Source organism: Arthrobacter sp. 05T423, from assembly GCF_056396245.1.
This window is the reverse complement of record NZ_JBFTLC010000003.1, coordinates 176,582-189,653: the sequence shown is the minus strand read 5'-3', so window position 1 is coordinate 189,653 and position 13,072 is coordinate 176,582. Positions and strand designations below refer to the sequence as shown.

The 13,072-nt window shown below is 66.0% G+C and carries 14 protein-coding genes; 7 read left to right on the top strand and 7 right to left on the bottom strand.

Annotated features, from left to right (window positions below):
* Nucleotides 1-93 precede the first annotated feature (93 nt).
* The 3 genes from AC1DFE_RS04715 to AC1DFE_RS04705 all read right to left on the bottom strand — a co-directional run bounded on the left by AC1DFE_RS04715 (nt 94) and on the right by AC1DFE_RS04705 (nt 1,989).
* Complete coding sequence (locus AC1DFE_RS04715) at nt 94-297, bottom strand: cold-shock protein (RefSeq protein ID WP_003799085.1); 204 nt, start codon at nt 295-297, stop codon at nt 94-96.
* Nucleotides 298-540: 243 nt separating this feature from the next.
* Nucleotides 541-861, bottom strand: coding sequence for a hypothetical protein (locus AC1DFE_RS04710; protein WP_476904746.1), 321 nt, complete (start codon nt 859-861; stop codon nt 541-543).
* A gap of 72 nt (nt 862-933) precedes the next feature.
* On the bottom strand, nt 934-1,989 hold the full coding sequence (locus tag AC1DFE_RS04705; protein WP_476904745.1) for a zinc-dependent alcohol dehydrogenase family protein: 1,056 nt from the start codon (nt 1,987-1,989) through the stop codon (nt 934-936).
* A 258-nt stretch (nt 1,990-2,247) separates the two neighbouring features.
* On the opposite strand from AC1DFE_RS04705, the gene AC1DFE_RS04700 reads away from it, so the two are divergent.
* Nucleotides 2,248-2,601 (top strand): ankyrin repeat domain-containing protein, encoded by a 354-nt coding sequence (locus AC1DFE_RS04700; protein ID WP_476904744.1) that lies wholly within the window; start codon nt 2,248-2,250, stop codon nt 2,599-2,601.
* Nucleotides 2,602-2,618: 17 nt separating this feature from the next.
* Here the strand turns inward: AC1DFE_RS04700 and AC1DFE_RS04695 are convergent, their stop codons facing one another.
* The gene (locus AC1DFE_RS04695; protein ID WP_476904743.1) at nt 2,619-3,296 is read right to left on the bottom strand and encodes a CoA transferase subunit B; all 678 of its coding nucleotides are present in this window, start codon (nt 3,294-3,296) and stop codon (nt 2,619-2,621) included.
* Between the two features lie 12 nt (nt 3,297-3,308).
* Complete coding sequence (locus AC1DFE_RS04690) at nt 3,309-4,040, bottom strand: CoA transferase subunit A (protein ID WP_476904742.1); 732 nt, start codon at nt 4,038-4,040, stop codon at nt 3,309-3,311.
* Nucleotides 4,041-4,195: 155 nt separating this feature from the next.
* Here AC1DFE_RS04690 and AC1DFE_RS04685 point away from each other — a divergent pair, with 155 nt between their 5' ends.
* The 3 genes from AC1DFE_RS04685 (at nt 4,196) to AC1DFE_RS04675 (ending at nt 7,336) form a co-directional block, all read left to right on the top strand.
* On the top strand, nt 4,196-5,044 hold the full coding sequence (locus AC1DFE_RS04685) for an IclR family transcriptional regulator (RefSeq protein WP_476904741.1): 849 nt from the start codon (nt 4,196-4,198) through the stop codon (nt 5,042-5,044).
* Nucleotides 5,045-5,371: 327 nt separating this feature from the next.
* The gene (locus tag AC1DFE_RS04680) at nt 5,372-6,328 is read left to right on the top strand and encodes a cupredoxin domain-containing protein (RefSeq protein WP_476904740.1); all 957 of its coding nucleotides are present in this window, start codon (nt 5,372-5,374) and stop codon (nt 6,326-6,328) included.
* A 93-nt stretch (nt 6,329-6,421) separates the two neighbouring features.
* Complete coding sequence (locus tag AC1DFE_RS04675; protein WP_476904739.1) at nt 6,422-7,336, top strand: NADP-dependent oxidoreductase; 915 nt, start codon at nt 6,422-6,424, stop codon at nt 7,334-7,336.
* 24 nt (nt 7,337-7,360) lie between these two features.
* Here the strand turns inward: AC1DFE_RS04675 and nadE are convergent, their stop codons facing one another.
* Nucleotides 7,361-8,215, bottom strand: a complete 855-nt coding sequence (gene nadE, locus AC1DFE_RS04670) for an ammonia-dependent NAD(+) synthetase (protein WP_476904738.1) — start codon at nt 8,213-8,215, stop codon at nt 7,361-7,363.
* 33 nt (nt 8,216-8,248) lie between these two features.
* Nucleotides 8,249-9,304: a LacI family DNA-binding transcriptional regulator gene (locus AC1DFE_RS04665; protein WP_476904737.1), complete on the bottom strand. Its 1,056-nt coding sequence runs from the start codon at nt 9,302-9,304 to the stop codon at nt 8,249-8,251.
* Between the two features lie 272 nt (nt 9,305-9,576).
* On the opposite strand from AC1DFE_RS04665, the gene AC1DFE_RS04660 reads away from it, so the two are divergent.
* The 3 genes from AC1DFE_RS04660 (at nt 9,577) to AC1DFE_RS04650 (ending at nt 13,067) form a co-directional block, all read left to right on the top strand.
* Nucleotides 9,577-10,425 carry a sugar phosphate isomerase/epimerase family protein gene (locus AC1DFE_RS04660; protein WP_476904736.1) on the top strand — a complete coding sequence of 283 codons (849 nt, stop codon included), beginning with the start codon at nt 9,577-9,579 and terminating at the stop codon, nt 10,423-10,425.
* The gene (locus tag AC1DFE_RS04655) at nt 10,422-11,432 is read left to right on the top strand and encodes a Gfo/Idh/MocA family protein (RefSeq protein WP_476904735.1); all 1,011 of its coding nucleotides are present in this window, start codon (nt 10,422-10,424) and stop codon (nt 11,430-11,432) included. The genes AC1DFE_RS04660 and AC1DFE_RS04655 overlap by 4 nt, the downstream gene beginning before the upstream one ends.
* A gap of 225 nt (nt 11,433-11,657) precedes the next feature.
* Nucleotides 11,658-13,067, top strand: a complete 1,410-nt coding sequence (locus tag AC1DFE_RS04650; RefSeq protein WP_476904734.1) for an ABC transporter substrate-binding protein — start codon at nt 11,658-11,660, stop codon at nt 13,065-13,067.
* Nucleotides 13,068-13,072: the final 5 nt, after the last annotated feature.

The following is a 13,072-nucleotide window of genomic DNA, read 5'->3' as shown; positions in this document are numbered from 1 at the left end:
TCAGGGCCGGAAGGCGCTGCAAATGTGCCGGACTGCAAACAAAAAACTCCCCTGTACGTGCCAGGCACGGACAGGGGAGTCTTTGGAAAGCCGTTACAGCGGGCGGATGTTCTCTGCCTGCGGACCCTTGGGGCCCTGGGTCACCTCGAATTCGACCTTCTGGTTTTCATCCAGGGAGCGGTAGCCGCTGGAGGCAATTGCCGAGTAGTGGGCGAATACATCTGCCGATCCGTCATCCGGAGCGATGAAGCCGAAGCCCTTTTCGGCGTTGAACCATTTAACTGTGCCTGTTGCCATTGCTACTTCCTTTGTAACCCTTATTCTGGTCCTGCTCCGACAGCAGGCAGAGGCGGAAACTGTTGTCCGCTGTCTCCAACCTATGGGCCATCCGCCGGGCGTGCAATACCTACCGTCATCAGGAGTCCCACCTGTAACGGGAGATTCTGTCCACAAACGCCAGCCGGAGGGGCTGATTCCCGCTCTTTGAGCGGCTTAGGCCGCCTCAAATGCGGTGGCTGTCCCAGCGCAGGATTTTCTTGCCTAGGTTGTGCTGTCCGGCTCCTGGCCGGTGTCTTCCCACTGCACGTCGAGATTGCGGAACACCGGGGGACCGTCACACAGGGCCGCCATCTGCGCGGCGAAGTCGGACGTCTCAGGCCGGTTGGAGTTCTCCATCGCCGACTCGTAGGAGTCGAATTCGACGATGGTGAAGTATGTCCCGGGACGGTCGCGGTCCGCGGTGGCGATGATGCGGCGAAACGTCGGGGCGGTGGTTCCCTCGGTTCTTGACGGGCGGCCCAGGGCTTCGACCTCCTCGATGCGTGAGGTCTGGAATTCGATGATCTGCACAAACCCGGCCATGACGGCTCCCTCGACGGCGGTGGTGTCTGATGCGGATCACGGTAGACCCGGCGCCGCGTACGCGCAACCGTTTTATGGCGTGAGCAGCACCTTGATGGCGCGTCGCTCGTCCATCGCCTTGTAGGCCTCGGGCGCCTCCTCCAGCGGCATTTCGACGTCGAACACCCGCCCGGGGTTGATGGCGCCGGACAGTACGTCCTTGAGCAGTTCGGGAATATAGGTCCGGGCCGGAGCCATGCCGCCGGCCACGGTGATGTTCCTGTCGAACAGGTAGCGCAGCGGGATCTCCGCGCCGCCGGTGGGGACGCCGACGAAGCCCAGGGCACCGCCGGGACGGACGGAGTGCAGAGCCTGTTCCATGGACTCGTTGGTGCCCACGCACTCGAGCACGGAGTCGGCCAGCACGCCGCCGAGCAGTTCGCGGACTTTTGCGACGCCGTCGTCCCCGCGTTCCGCCACGATGTCCGTGGCGCCGAACTCCCGCGCGATCGCCTGCCGGTCGGCGTGGCGGGACATCGCGATGATCCGGTCGGCGCCCAACCGCTTCGCCGCCAGGACGCCGCATAGCCCGACGGCGCCGTCGCCCACCACCACAACGGTGCGGCCGGGGCCCACCTGCGCGCTGACCGCGGCGTGGTGCCCGGTGGCCATGACGTCCGAGAGGGTCAGCAGGCTGTTGCGCAGCCCTGCGTCCGGCTCGCCCATATCCGGGACCTTGACGAGCGTCGATTCGGCGAGCGGGACGCGCACTGCCTGGCCCTGGCCGCCGTCCACAGCGAATCCGGCGTCGTCCTGGCCGCCCCAGCCGGCGAGGTGGTCGCAGGCAACGGTGACGCCGTTCAGGCACTGCGGGCACTCCCCGCAGCTGACCACGAAGGGGGCGATCACAAAGTCGCCTGCCTGGAGTGTGGAGACGCCGGCACCCGTGCTTTCCACGACGCCGACGAATTCGTGGCCGATGGCGGAGGGATGGTGGACCGGCTTCACCCCGCGGTACGGCCACAGGTCCGAGCCGCAGACGCAAGCGGCCGTCACGCGGACTACGGCGTCCGTGGGGAGCTGGACGGCCGGATAGTCGCGGTCCTCCACCCTGATGTCTCCAGGTCCATGGATGATGGTGGCGCGCATGGCTGCTCCTCTTGAAGGCGGGGCTGGACGTGAACGAGTCTAGTCCCGCTCCCGGAAAGCACCGGGCAGAGCCGCCACACCTGGCCGTGCACAGCCAGCTCAACCCCCGGCCGTTCCAGTCCGGGCCCTTCAGCGCCGGCAAGCCCGACGGCGGAGGGCGGCTCCGGTGCGAGCGGCACCGCGCGATCGCCGTCGTCGGCTCCCGCCACGACACGCCTCTCCCTGCCCCCGGACGAGCAGCAGAAGCTGGACCAGCGGGTGCTGGCCGCGAAGGCCAACGACGCGGCGCTCGTGGCGCGGCTGATCCGCGAAGGCGGGAACGTGAACGCCAAGGACTCGATCCAGGATTCGGCGTTCCTCTACGCCGGAGCCGAGGGCTTCAATGAAATCCTCCGGCTTACTTTGGCCAACGGGGGACAAACTCGGCTGGACCGCGATGCAGGAGGCTATCCTGCTGAACAACGGAAGGCCGGGGCAACAGGACGTGGTCCGGCAGTGCTGGACGCCGGGGCCGACCCCAACATCCGTGACCCGCAGGGCAAAACGGCGGTAGAGAACGCCGAGCGGCTGGGCTTCGCAGAGATCGCCGGGCTGATCCGGGCCCGCGGCTGAGGGTCGCGCCCGCGGCGTCAAAACTGGGCCGGTTCGGCGAGCAGCTCGGCGGCCACGGTGAACTGTGCCTTCGTCTTTTCCCGGATGTCGTCCACGGTGATGCCGGGCGCGAGGCGGGTGAGAGTGAGCTGCCGCCCGCCGTCGTCCTTCTTGTGCAGGTCGAAGACGGCGAGGTCGCTGATGATGCGGTCCACGACGCCCACGCCCGTCAGGGGCAGGGTGCAGTCGGGAACGATTTTGGCTGTGCCGTCTTTTGCGTTGTGTTCGGTGAGGACCACGACACGTGGTGTGCCGGCGACGAGGTCCATGGCGCCGCCCATGCCTTTGACCATTTTGCCGGGGATGGTCCAGTTGGCGAGGTCGCCGTTGCCGGAGACCTGCATGGCGCCCAGGATGGCGACTTTCACGTGGCCGCCGCGGATCATCCCGAACGAGGTGGCGGAGTCGAAGAAGCTCCCGCCGGGCAGGACGGTGACGGTTTGCTTGCCGGCGTTGATGAGATCGGCGTCTTCCTCGCCCTCGTAGGGGAAGGGGCCCATGCCGAGTAGCCCGTTCTCGCTCTGCAGGACCACGCGGACGCCGTCGGGCAGGTTGTTGGCGACGAGCGTGGGGATGCCGATGCCGAGGTTGACGTAGTCGCCGTCGTTCAGTTCTTCGGCCGCGATCGCAGCCATTTCATTCCGGGTCCAGGCCACGGGGGTCTCCTTTTAGTTGTTGACGAGTTCGGGGCTGATCTGGTCAGCGCGCGGGCGGACGGTGCGCTGTTCGATGTCCCTGACCCTGTTGCCGGCCTGGACCAGGTGCTGGACGTAGACGCCGGGCGTGACGATGTGGTTCGGATCCAGCGCGCCGGGTTCGACGATGATTTCCGCTTCGGCGATTGTGAAAGCGCCCGCGGTCGCGACCACGGGGTTGAAGTTCCGGGCGGTGTAGCGGTAGACCAGGTTGCCGTCGGTGTCTGCGGTGTGGGCGTGGACGAGGGCGACGTCGGCCCTGATCGCGCGCTCCCGAAGGTACGTTTCGCCGTCGAATACCTCGTGCGGCTTGCCTTCGGCTACCAGGGTTCCCACCCCGGTCTTGGTGTAGAACGCGGGGATGCCGGCGCCGCCCGCGCGCAGCCTCTCCGCCAAGGTGCCCTGTGGGGTGAACTCCACCTCCAGGACGCCGGCGAGGTACTGCTCGGCGAAGAGCCTGTTCTCGCCCACGTAGGACGCGATCACCTTGCTGACCTGGCCTGCCTCGATCAGGATGCCCAGGCCCTTGCCGTCCACGCCCATGTTGTTGGACACCACGGTCAGATCCTTCACACCGGAATCGCGCACGGCCTCGATAAGGTCCGCGGGAATGCCGCTCAGCCCGAACCCGCCCACCGCAAGGGTCATGCCGTCCCCGAGTACTTCGTGCAGGGCATCGGCGGTGCTGGATTTCAGTTTGGACATCGCATCTCCTCGTTGAGCTGTGAAGCAGTCCACTTTATGGACGCTGGTGCTGACTGTGGAGCGTAGGGCGCACGGTGGGGCCTTGTCAAGGCTCGTTTTGTCCGTGATGCTGGCGCTTTTACCCTGTGGACGATAGGCTGAGAACCGTCCACAATATGGATATTCAAGGAGTGAATGTGAACCAGGCACCGGTCCAGGGCGCACAGGTCGTTAGCCGCATCGCAGGGCTTCTGCGCATCGTGGGACGCAAGCCGGAAGGAAGCCCGCTCGTGGAGCTGGTGCGGGACACGGGGCTGACCCGTCCAACCGTGCATCGCCTGCTCACGTCGCTGGCGGCCGAGGGGCTGCTGGACCACGACCCCCTGAGCGGGAACTGGGTACTCGGCCCCGAGGCGCTGCTGATGGGCTCGGTGGCCGCGGCGCGCTTTCCCCTGGAGGACCTCGCAAGGCCCAGCCTCCGCCGACTCGCCGAGGAGACCGGCGAGAGCGCCTTCTTCTCGATCCGCCGGGGTGCCGAGACCGTCTGCCTGCTGCGGGAGGAGGGCAGCTTCCCCGTCCGCTCGTTCGTGCTCCACGAGGGTGTGCGGTTTCCGTTGGGCGTGGCATCGGCCGGAACAGCGATCATGGCGTTCCTGCCCGAGGCGGAACAAGAGCAGATCCTTGCTGACTGGCCGGACCACGCCGGCAGGTACGCCGGCGGGCACCCGGAAGAGGTGGTCCGGAACAATCTGGACCAGACCCGCCGGCGGGGGTACGCGGTGAACCCGGGCCTGGTGCTGGAGGGCAGTTGGGGGATGGGCGCCGCCGTCTTCGACCAGGCCGGCCGGCCGTCATGGGCACTGTCCCTGACCGGCATCGAACCGCGCTTTCGTGAAGACCGGCGTGAACTGTTGGGCCGGCTCCTGCTGGAGGAGGCCCACCGGCTCACCGTCCGGCTCGGCGCAGGCGGGCAGCGCAAGCCCTCCGCAAACTCAACAACCCCGGCATCTCGACAAATACATTGACGCCGAGCACCATAAGGACTGTATCTGTAGCATCGGGCCGGCGGCTTCGGCCGCACGTCGGTCACGAATCAGGGCTCTGACGGCTCAACAGAACCACAACTTATCCCTTCGAGAACCGGAAAGTCCCGTGTTGTCGCCTAGTCCGGTGGCGGGTCCGGTTCCGGGGCCCTCTTTCCTTCGCTGGGCTGGGCGACTAAGGAAGCAACCGGGTCCCGATGGCCCCCCGTGCCGCTCTGGCATCGGTCCGGCGCCGCAATCTGCGGGCCGGCCCCCTCCCTGCCAGCCGCACAGCGGCTGCCAACGCCCAGCGTAAAAGGAATGAGTCGCATGACTCTCAAGCCAACAAACCACCAAAGGGCGCACCCGCTGCGCCTGCTACTTGCCTCCCTGGCGGCCATGCTCCTGCCGCTCTCCCTCAGCAGCGCCACCTTTGCCGACGACGAGGATTCAGCGAAGACTTGGAGTGTCCAAGTCGGCTCGGAGTCCTCCGACCAGGCGATCCAGGGTATGTCCTTCCTTCCGTCGAACATCTATATCAACGCCGGAGACAGCATCAAGTGGGAGGCCAACTCCGCAGAAATCCACACCGTCACCTTCCTGGCGAAAGGCCAGTCGCTCAAGCCGTTCAACCCCTTTGACCCGAACCAACTGGGCCGGCAGGGCGGCACAACCTATGACGGCCACTCGTACTACAACTCCGGAATCATGGCAAGCGTCTCCAACACCGGCTTCAAGGCCGTGGAGCATTACACGCTGAAGTTCACGCACACCGGCAAGTTCACCTACTACTGCATCGTTCATGGCATGGCGATGAAAGGTGCTGTCCATGTCAGGGCTGCCGGAACCGACTACCCGTTCACCCAGTCGCAGTACGACCACCAGACCAAGAAGGAGGAACGGAAGATCGTGCGGGACGGCGAGAAGCAATGGGAGGCCGCCGGGAGGCAGGCCAGTAACCATAAGGTGATCGCCGGAACGGACAACGAAACCGCCATGCTGATGCGCTTCGTCCACCATGAGATAGTCGTCCACCTCGGTGACACTGTGACATTCGTGAACACCGGTATGGGTGCACCGCACACTGTAACGTTCGGCCACGAGCCGGCGAACGTATTCGCCCCTGTGGGAAGTCCCAAGAACTTTATGGGCGGGAATCTGAGCTCCGGCCTGATGGAACCGGGCGCCAAGTTCTCTGTGACGTTCAATAAGGCGGGCGAGTTCGATTACATCTGCGCGCTCCACGACTATATGGGGATGGTGGGGGAAGTGGAAGTCCGGCCCTGAGCGCCGGTGAGGTCATCTGGCTCCTTGTGGTGCCCGAACTGCACTGCCTACGCTTTCACTACAGCGCAGGACAGCACCGAAGGAGCCAGAGCCATGAGCACACGGGTCTACTTTGAGGAATACGGCGATCCGCAGGTCCTGAAGGTGGGTACCGAGACGCTGGACGAGCCAGGTGACGGCCAGGTCCGTGTGGAATTTCGGGCGGTCAGCGTCAACCCCGTGGACTGGAAGCTCGTGGCCGGTTACCTGAAAAAGTGGGTTCCCCTGGACTTTCCGGCCGTGCCCGGAAGTGAGGCGGCCGGCGTCGTCACCGCCGTCGGTCCCGCGTTCGAAGGGTTTGCGGTGGGTGACGAGGTTATCTGGAACGGGCTGCTGGGCGGCTACCGGACCGAAGCCGTGGTGCCGGCCGAGCAGCTGACCCCGTTGCCGGCAGGCGTGGACTTCGAGCAGGCGGCCTGCATCCCTGTGGCAGGAGGCACGGCGTATTCGGCCCTGAAGCAGCTCGCCGTGGGGGCCGGGGACACGGTGCTGATCCATGGCGCGGCCGGCGGGGTCGGCTCGGCCGCGGTCCAGATCGCCCAGGCCTTCGGCGCACGGGTGATCGGCACGGCGTCGGAGGACAACCAGGAGTACCTCAGCGAGCTGGGCGCCGCCCCCGTGACGTACGGCCCCGGGCTGGCCGAACGGGTGCGCTCCCTGGCGGATGACGCCGGCACGGTCACGGCAGTCCTGGACACCGCGGGGAGCGAGGATTCGCTGGCAGCAACAGCCGATCTGCTCCGGGGCGCCAGCCGGGCGGTGACCACCGTTCCGGGCGAACAGTCATCCGCGGCCGGGCTGGCGGCCGTACAGCAGCTGGAAGGCCGGGTGGCGGAAGTGGGGACGCTCGCCGCCGAGGGGCAGATCACCTTCACCATCGCGCACCGGCTGCCGCTGATCGAGGCAGCCGACGCCCTGGAAATAAGCCGCGGCGGCCACGGCCGCGGGAAGATCCTGCTGCTGCCCTAGGACCGGCCTGCCGGCTGAACCAGCCTAGAGACCTACCCTGGCCTCTTCCGGTCCCTCGCGCTTCCACCAGGTATCGAAGATGCTGACCGGCACTGTGCGCTTGTGCCGCGTCCGCAGGAACTTCTCCTCGATCAGCTCTGCGGCGCTGTCGGAGACTTCGCGGCCCTCGAGGTAGTCGTCGATCTCGTCATAGGTCAGGCCCAGTTCGTCCTCGTCGGTGCGGCCGGGCTTGTCGTCCAGGAGGTCGGCGGTGGGTACCTTCTTCCACACCCGCTCCGGGGCGCCGAGGTGCTCCAGGAGAGCGCGGTTCTGCCGCTTGTTCAGGCCGAAGAGCGGCAGGATGTCCGCCCCGCCGTCCCCGTACTTGGTGAAGAATCCGGTGACCGATTCAGCGCCGTGGTCCGTGCCGATGACGAGGTAGTTGTGCTCACCGGCCAGGGCGTACTGGGCAATCATGCGCGTGCGGGCCTTGGTGTTGCCCTTGTGGAAGTCGGAGATCCCGTTGCCGACAGTCTTTTCGAACTCGTCCTCGAAGCCGTCCACGGCGGCGGAAATGTCGAACGTCCATTCCTTGGTGGCCTTGATGAAGTCCAGGGCTGCCTGCGCGTCCTCTTCGTCGTGCTGGACGCCGTAGGGGAGCCGGACCGCCACGAACTGCGCATCCGTGCCCTCCGACTGCAGTTCTTCAACAGCCAGCTGGGCCAGGCGCCCCGCGAGCGAGGAGTCGAGTCCGCCTGAGATGCCCAGGACAAAGCCCTGGGTGCGGGTGGCCTTGAGGTACTCCTTGAGGAAAGTGACGCGCTTGCGGACCTCCTCTGCGGGATCGATCCGGGGCTGGACGCCCATTTCTTCGATGATCTTGGCTTGGAGTGTGCGCATGTGTCACAGCCTAGTCAGCGCGATCCGCCGGGCTCAACTGTTTCCGCTTGAGTCCGGCGGCCGCGGATCCCAGTCCGGGGCGGGTCCAGTGGAGCCCCGGACGGTCAGATGTGTCGGCATGACGGAGCGGCTGCGCGCCACGCCGCCGGCGAGCGGGTTGAGCTGGGCCAGCAGCATCGAGACTGCCACCCGGCCAGCCTGTTCGATCGGGGAAGCCATGGTGGACAGCGGCGGATTACAGAAATCGGCCCCGAAGATATCGTCGCAGCCCACGATGCTCATGTCCTCCGGCACCCTGATGCCGCGTTCACGCAGGCGCTGGAGCATGCCGATGGCAATGAGGTCGTTGAAGACAATGCACGCCGTCACTCCGCTGTGCACGGCGGCATCCGCGGCGGCGGCGCCGGATTGTGTCTTCGGGGCGAAGGGACCCAGCCTGCGGACCTCCACGCCGCGCTCTTCCGCGGCCTCGGCCAGCGTGGTCCACCGCCGGGTGCTGGACTGCGAGGTTGCCGGGCCAGCGACATAGGCGACGCTGTGGTGGCCGAGCGAGATGAGGTGGTCCAGGGCCTGCGTGGTGGCGGACGGCGTGTCGATGAGAACGGCAGGAACACCGGGAACGTCGCGGTTGACGGTGACCATCGGCATTTTTGCGGCGGCAGCCAGCAGCGCTTCGTCGGTGAGCCGGGAAGCGGCCACGACCACTCCGTCCGCACTCTTGCGCAGCTGCTCCACGGCGCTGGCCTCCACCTCGTCGGATTCCTCCGTGTCCACCAGCAGCTGCGTGTATCCAGCTGCCTTGAGCTGGAGCTGCGTGCCCCTGATGAGGTCGAAGTAGAACGGGTTGGTGATGTCCGGCACCAGGACGCCGACGGCGCCGGTCCGGCCGGAGCTCAACGCCTTGGCCTGGCTGTTGGGAATGTAGTGGAGCTGGGCGGCCGCTGCTTCGATCCGCTGGCGGGTGCGGATGTTGACGCGATCGGGCGTGGACAGCGCGCGGGAGACGGTGGAGGCCGCCACGCCGCAGAGCGCGGCAATATCGTGGATGGTGGCCGGCCGGTCCACTGCCGCTGGTTGCGTCGTAGCCACGGCGCTCCTCTCTGAACGTGTGAGCCTCCTGAAAGGGGCGGCTCTCTTACCGTGTGCCCGGGCCGGCGCGGCGCGGGCAGAAGTGGCGGTCCTGTGACTGACGGCACAGGTCCGTCAAACAAGAATGCCACAGGTTGTCAAAGTTTGGCAATCGGTTGTCATTGCCGTGCCATAAGGCCTAAACTGGCTCTGACACTGTTGTGAACTGCGTCACCGCGCCTAAGCCGGGAACGGCCTGCCTCGCGGCGACGGCGAAATCCAGGAGACCCCGCGTGAGCAAAACCCCAACCACAGCCTGGCCGCTCTCAGGCTTCGGCGACGAGATCGATCCGGACCCGGCCGTTCAGGCCGCCGTGCTGCTGGCCCTGGGCGCCAGCCACATTGAAGTCCGCAGCGCCTGGGGCACCAACGTCTCGGAACTGGACGCCGGGCAGGTGGCCCGGCTCAGGGAGATCCTCGACGGCAAGGGCCTCAAGGTCTCGGCGGTCGCGAGCCCCATCGGCAAGGTGGACGTCAGCCTTCCGGTGGAGCACGAGCTGGACCGGTTGAAGCAGATCATCTCTGTCGCCAAGGGCCTGGGTGCCGGATACATCCGCATCTTCTCCTTCTACCGCGCCGACGGCGTCAGCGCCGAAGAGATCCGCGGGGAGGTCCTTGCCCGCATGGGTGCGCTGGCAGCGCTCGCCGAGCAGTCCGGCGTCGTTCTTCTGCATGAAAACGAAAAGGGAATCTACGGCGATACGCCCGAACGCGTGCTGGACATCATGCAGTCGGTGGACTCGCCCGCGCTGCGCATCGCCTGGGACAACGCCAATTTCGTCCAGGTGGGAGTCAAGCCCTATACCGACGGGTACGCCATGCTGCGCCCCTACCTCGAGTATTTCCAGGTCAAGGACGCGCTCTCCACAACCGGCGAAGTGGTGCCCGCCGGCGAGGGCGACGGCGAACTGGACGCCACCATCGCTGCCCTCAACGCGGACGGCTTCACCGGCTTTGCCTCGCTCGAACCGCATCTGGCCAGCGCCCACGAACTGGGCGGATTCTCCGGTCCGGTGGCGTTCGGAACCGCGGCCCGCGCCTTCGCGGCGCTCGCCGCGAAAAACGGAATAGAACTGTCGTGAGGACGACGGCGGCGGTCATCGGCTGCGGCGATGTCTCCTCCGTGCATTTCGAGGCAATCGCAAAGCTCGACGGCGCCACGCTGGTGGGCGTCTGCGATCCGGATCCGCAGCGGCTGGCGTCCGCGATGGCCGCCTACGGTGTCCCCGGCTTCGAAGATCACCTGAGCCTGATCGAAGCGCTTCGCCCGGACGTGGTGCACATCTGCACCCCGCATGACCGTCATGCTTCAGTGGCGGCGGACTGCCTGGATCGCGGGGTGAACGTCATTGTCGAGAAGCCGCTGGCCCACACGCTGGCGGAGGGGCGGCGCCTGGTTGAGGCCGCTGCTTCCGGCAGCGCCAAGATTGCGGTGTGTTTCCAGAACCGCTACAACGCGACGTCGCAGGCCATGCATTCGCTGCTGTCCTCGGGAGACCTGGGATCGGTACTGGGAGCCTCGGCCACGGTGCTGTGGCAGCGCACGGCGGAGTACTACCGGGACCGGCCGTGGCGGGGGAGCTGGGCCGGTGGCGGGGGAGGCCTGATGATGAACCAGGCCATCCACACCGTGGACCTGCTCCAGTGGCTGGTGGGCGATGTAACGGCGGTCAGCGGCAACGCCTCCACGCGCTTCCTGGGGGGAGCCATCGAGGTGGAGGACACTGCGGAATTCGTGGCCGAACACTCCAACGGGGCGCGGAGCGCGTTCTACGCCACGCTTGCCCACGCCACCAATGCCCCCGTCACCCTGGATGTGGTCACGGAGAAGGCGGTGCTGTGCCTCCGCGGCGACCTCACGGTCACCTACGGGGACGGCCGCGTAGAGGTGGTTGAGGAGCGACGTAGCGAATCGGGCGGCAGGTCCTACTGGGGCGTCTCGCACGAACTGCTGATCAGCGATTTCTATGCCGGGCTGGACGACGCCGAGCCGTTCTGGATCAGCCCCGCCGAGGCCGAAAAGTCCCTGCGGATCGTCAAGGACGTGTACCGCCAGAGCTACCCTGAGTCCGCCGCTACGGTCTCCTAGAGCGTGGTTTTGGCAACCGGCTGCACAGGAATTGTCTGAAAGCGCAGGCGACCGTTGCCCACTTCCAGGGTAAACATCGCAACAATCTTTGACAATCGGTTGCCAAGTCGGGCAACAATGCGTACTGTGAATCGCGCAGGCCAGTGTGGCCCACGCCACAATGGCCCACTCCGAAAGCGCCTCAAGTTCCACAGACTCCCTCCGATTCCCTTCAAGGAGCCAACAATGAAGTTCGGTCCCAAGGCGGCACCCGCCGCCATTATCCTCAGCGCAGGACTCGCGCTAACCGGCTGCGGCGGCGCGGCAACCTCCGGTTCTGCCGGCACGGCCGCCACCACCCTGACCATCGGCACCATCCAGGACGTGCGTTCCTGGGATCCGGCCCAGGCGCACGTGGGCCACGTGCTGCAGCCCTACCAGGCGGTCTACGACACCCTGATCCTGCGCGAGCCGGACGGAAAGCTCAGCCCCATGCTGGCCACCGACTGGAAGTACAACAGCACCGACACCAAGCTGACCGTGGACCTTCGCACGGATGTCACCTTCAGTGACGGCGCCAAGTTCGACGCCGCGGCCGCCAAGGCCAACATGGACCACTTCAAGACGGCCAACGGCCCGCAGATGGCGCAGCTCGCCTCCGTCAAGGACGTGAGCGTGGTGGACGCCGACACCATCGACATCAACCTCAGCACCCCGGACCCCGCCCTGGAATACTTCCTGAGCCAGGCCGCCGGCCTGATGGGCAGCCCCAAGGCACTGGGCACAGAGGGCATCAAGACCGAACCGGTCGGCTCCGGCCCGTACGTGATGGACAAGGCAGCGTCGGTCAAGGATTCGCAGACCGTATTCACTGCCCGCAAGGACTACTGGAACAAGGATCTGCAGAAGTACCAGAAGCTGACGTTCAAGATCCTGCCCGACCTGACCGCCCGCACCAACGCCCTGGTCTCCGGCCAGGTGGACGCCACCATCCTGGACCCCAAGAACGGCAAACAGGCTGAGGGCGCCAAGATGAAGCTGGCCGGCAACGAAGTCGACTGGCAAGGCCTGCTCCTGCTTGACCGCGACGGCGCCAAGAACCCGGCGCTGGCTAACGTTAAGGTCCGCCAGGCCATCAATTACGCCTTCGACCGCAAAACCATCCTCGACCAGGTCATGCTCGGCCAGGGCACGCCGACGTCGCAGCCGTTCGGCAAGGCCAGCGGGGCCTGGACCGAGGAGCTGGAGAATTACTACAGCTATGATCCGGCCAAGGCCAAGCAGCTCCTCATGGGCGCCGCGCTGACCAACACGTTCACGTCCGATGTCGCCGCGCAGAAGTTCACCACCATGTACTTCTCCCTCTTCCAGGGCGAGCCGACGGTGGCCGTCAACCAGATTGTTTCCACCCAGGCGCTGTACAACCCGTTCAAGAACACCACGCCCGAGCTGCAGGCCAAGATTGACACCGTGCAGAAGGGCGGCGCCAATGCCGGCAAGCTGGCCCAGGAAGTGAACAAGTACGTGGTGGAACAGGCTTGGTTCGCGCCCCTGTTCCGTGTCAACCAGATGTACTACCACAACTCCAAGGTGAACGTCACGCCGCAGATCCAGCAGGCCGTTCCGTCCATCTACAACTACTCACCCGCCAAGTAGGACGC

Excerpts from the sequence above, each read along its gene's own strand:
- AC1DFE_RS04715 (WP_003799085.1), bottom strand. The coding sequence starts at position 297 with ATGGCAACAGGCACAGTTAAATGGTTCAACGCCGAAAAGGGCTTCGGC.
- AC1DFE_RS04710 (WP_476904746.1), bottom strand. The coding sequence starts at position 861 with ATGGCCGGGTTTGTGCAGATCATCGAATTCCAGACCTCACGCATCGAG.
- AC1DFE_RS04705 (WP_476904745.1), bottom strand. The coding sequence starts at position 1,989 with ATGCGCGCCACCATCATCCATGGACCTGGAGACATCAGGGTGGAGGAC.
- AC1DFE_RS04690 (WP_476904742.1), bottom strand. The coding sequence starts at position 4,040 with ATGTCCAAACTGAAATCCAGCACCGCCGATGCCCTGCACGAAGTACTC.
- AC1DFE_RS04685 (WP_476904741.1), top strand. The coding sequence starts at position 4,196 with ATGGATATTCAAGGAGTGAATGTGAACCAGGCACCGGTCCAGGGCGCA.
- AC1DFE_RS04680 (WP_476904740.1), top strand. The coding sequence starts at position 5,372 with ATGACTCTCAAGCCAACAAACCACCAAAGGGCGCACCCGCTGCGCCTG.
- AC1DFE_RS04675 (WP_476904739.1), top strand. The coding sequence starts at position 6,422 with ATGAGCACACGGGTCTACTTTGAGGAATACGGCGATCCGCAGGTCCTG.
- nadE (WP_476904738.1), bottom strand. The coding sequence starts at position 8,215 with ATGCGCACACTCCAAGCCAAGATCATCGAAGAAATGGGCGTCCAGCCC.
- AC1DFE_RS04650 (WP_476904734.1), top strand. The coding sequence starts at position 11,658 with ATGAAGTTCGGTCCCAAGGCGGCACCCGCCGCCATTATCCTCAGCGCA.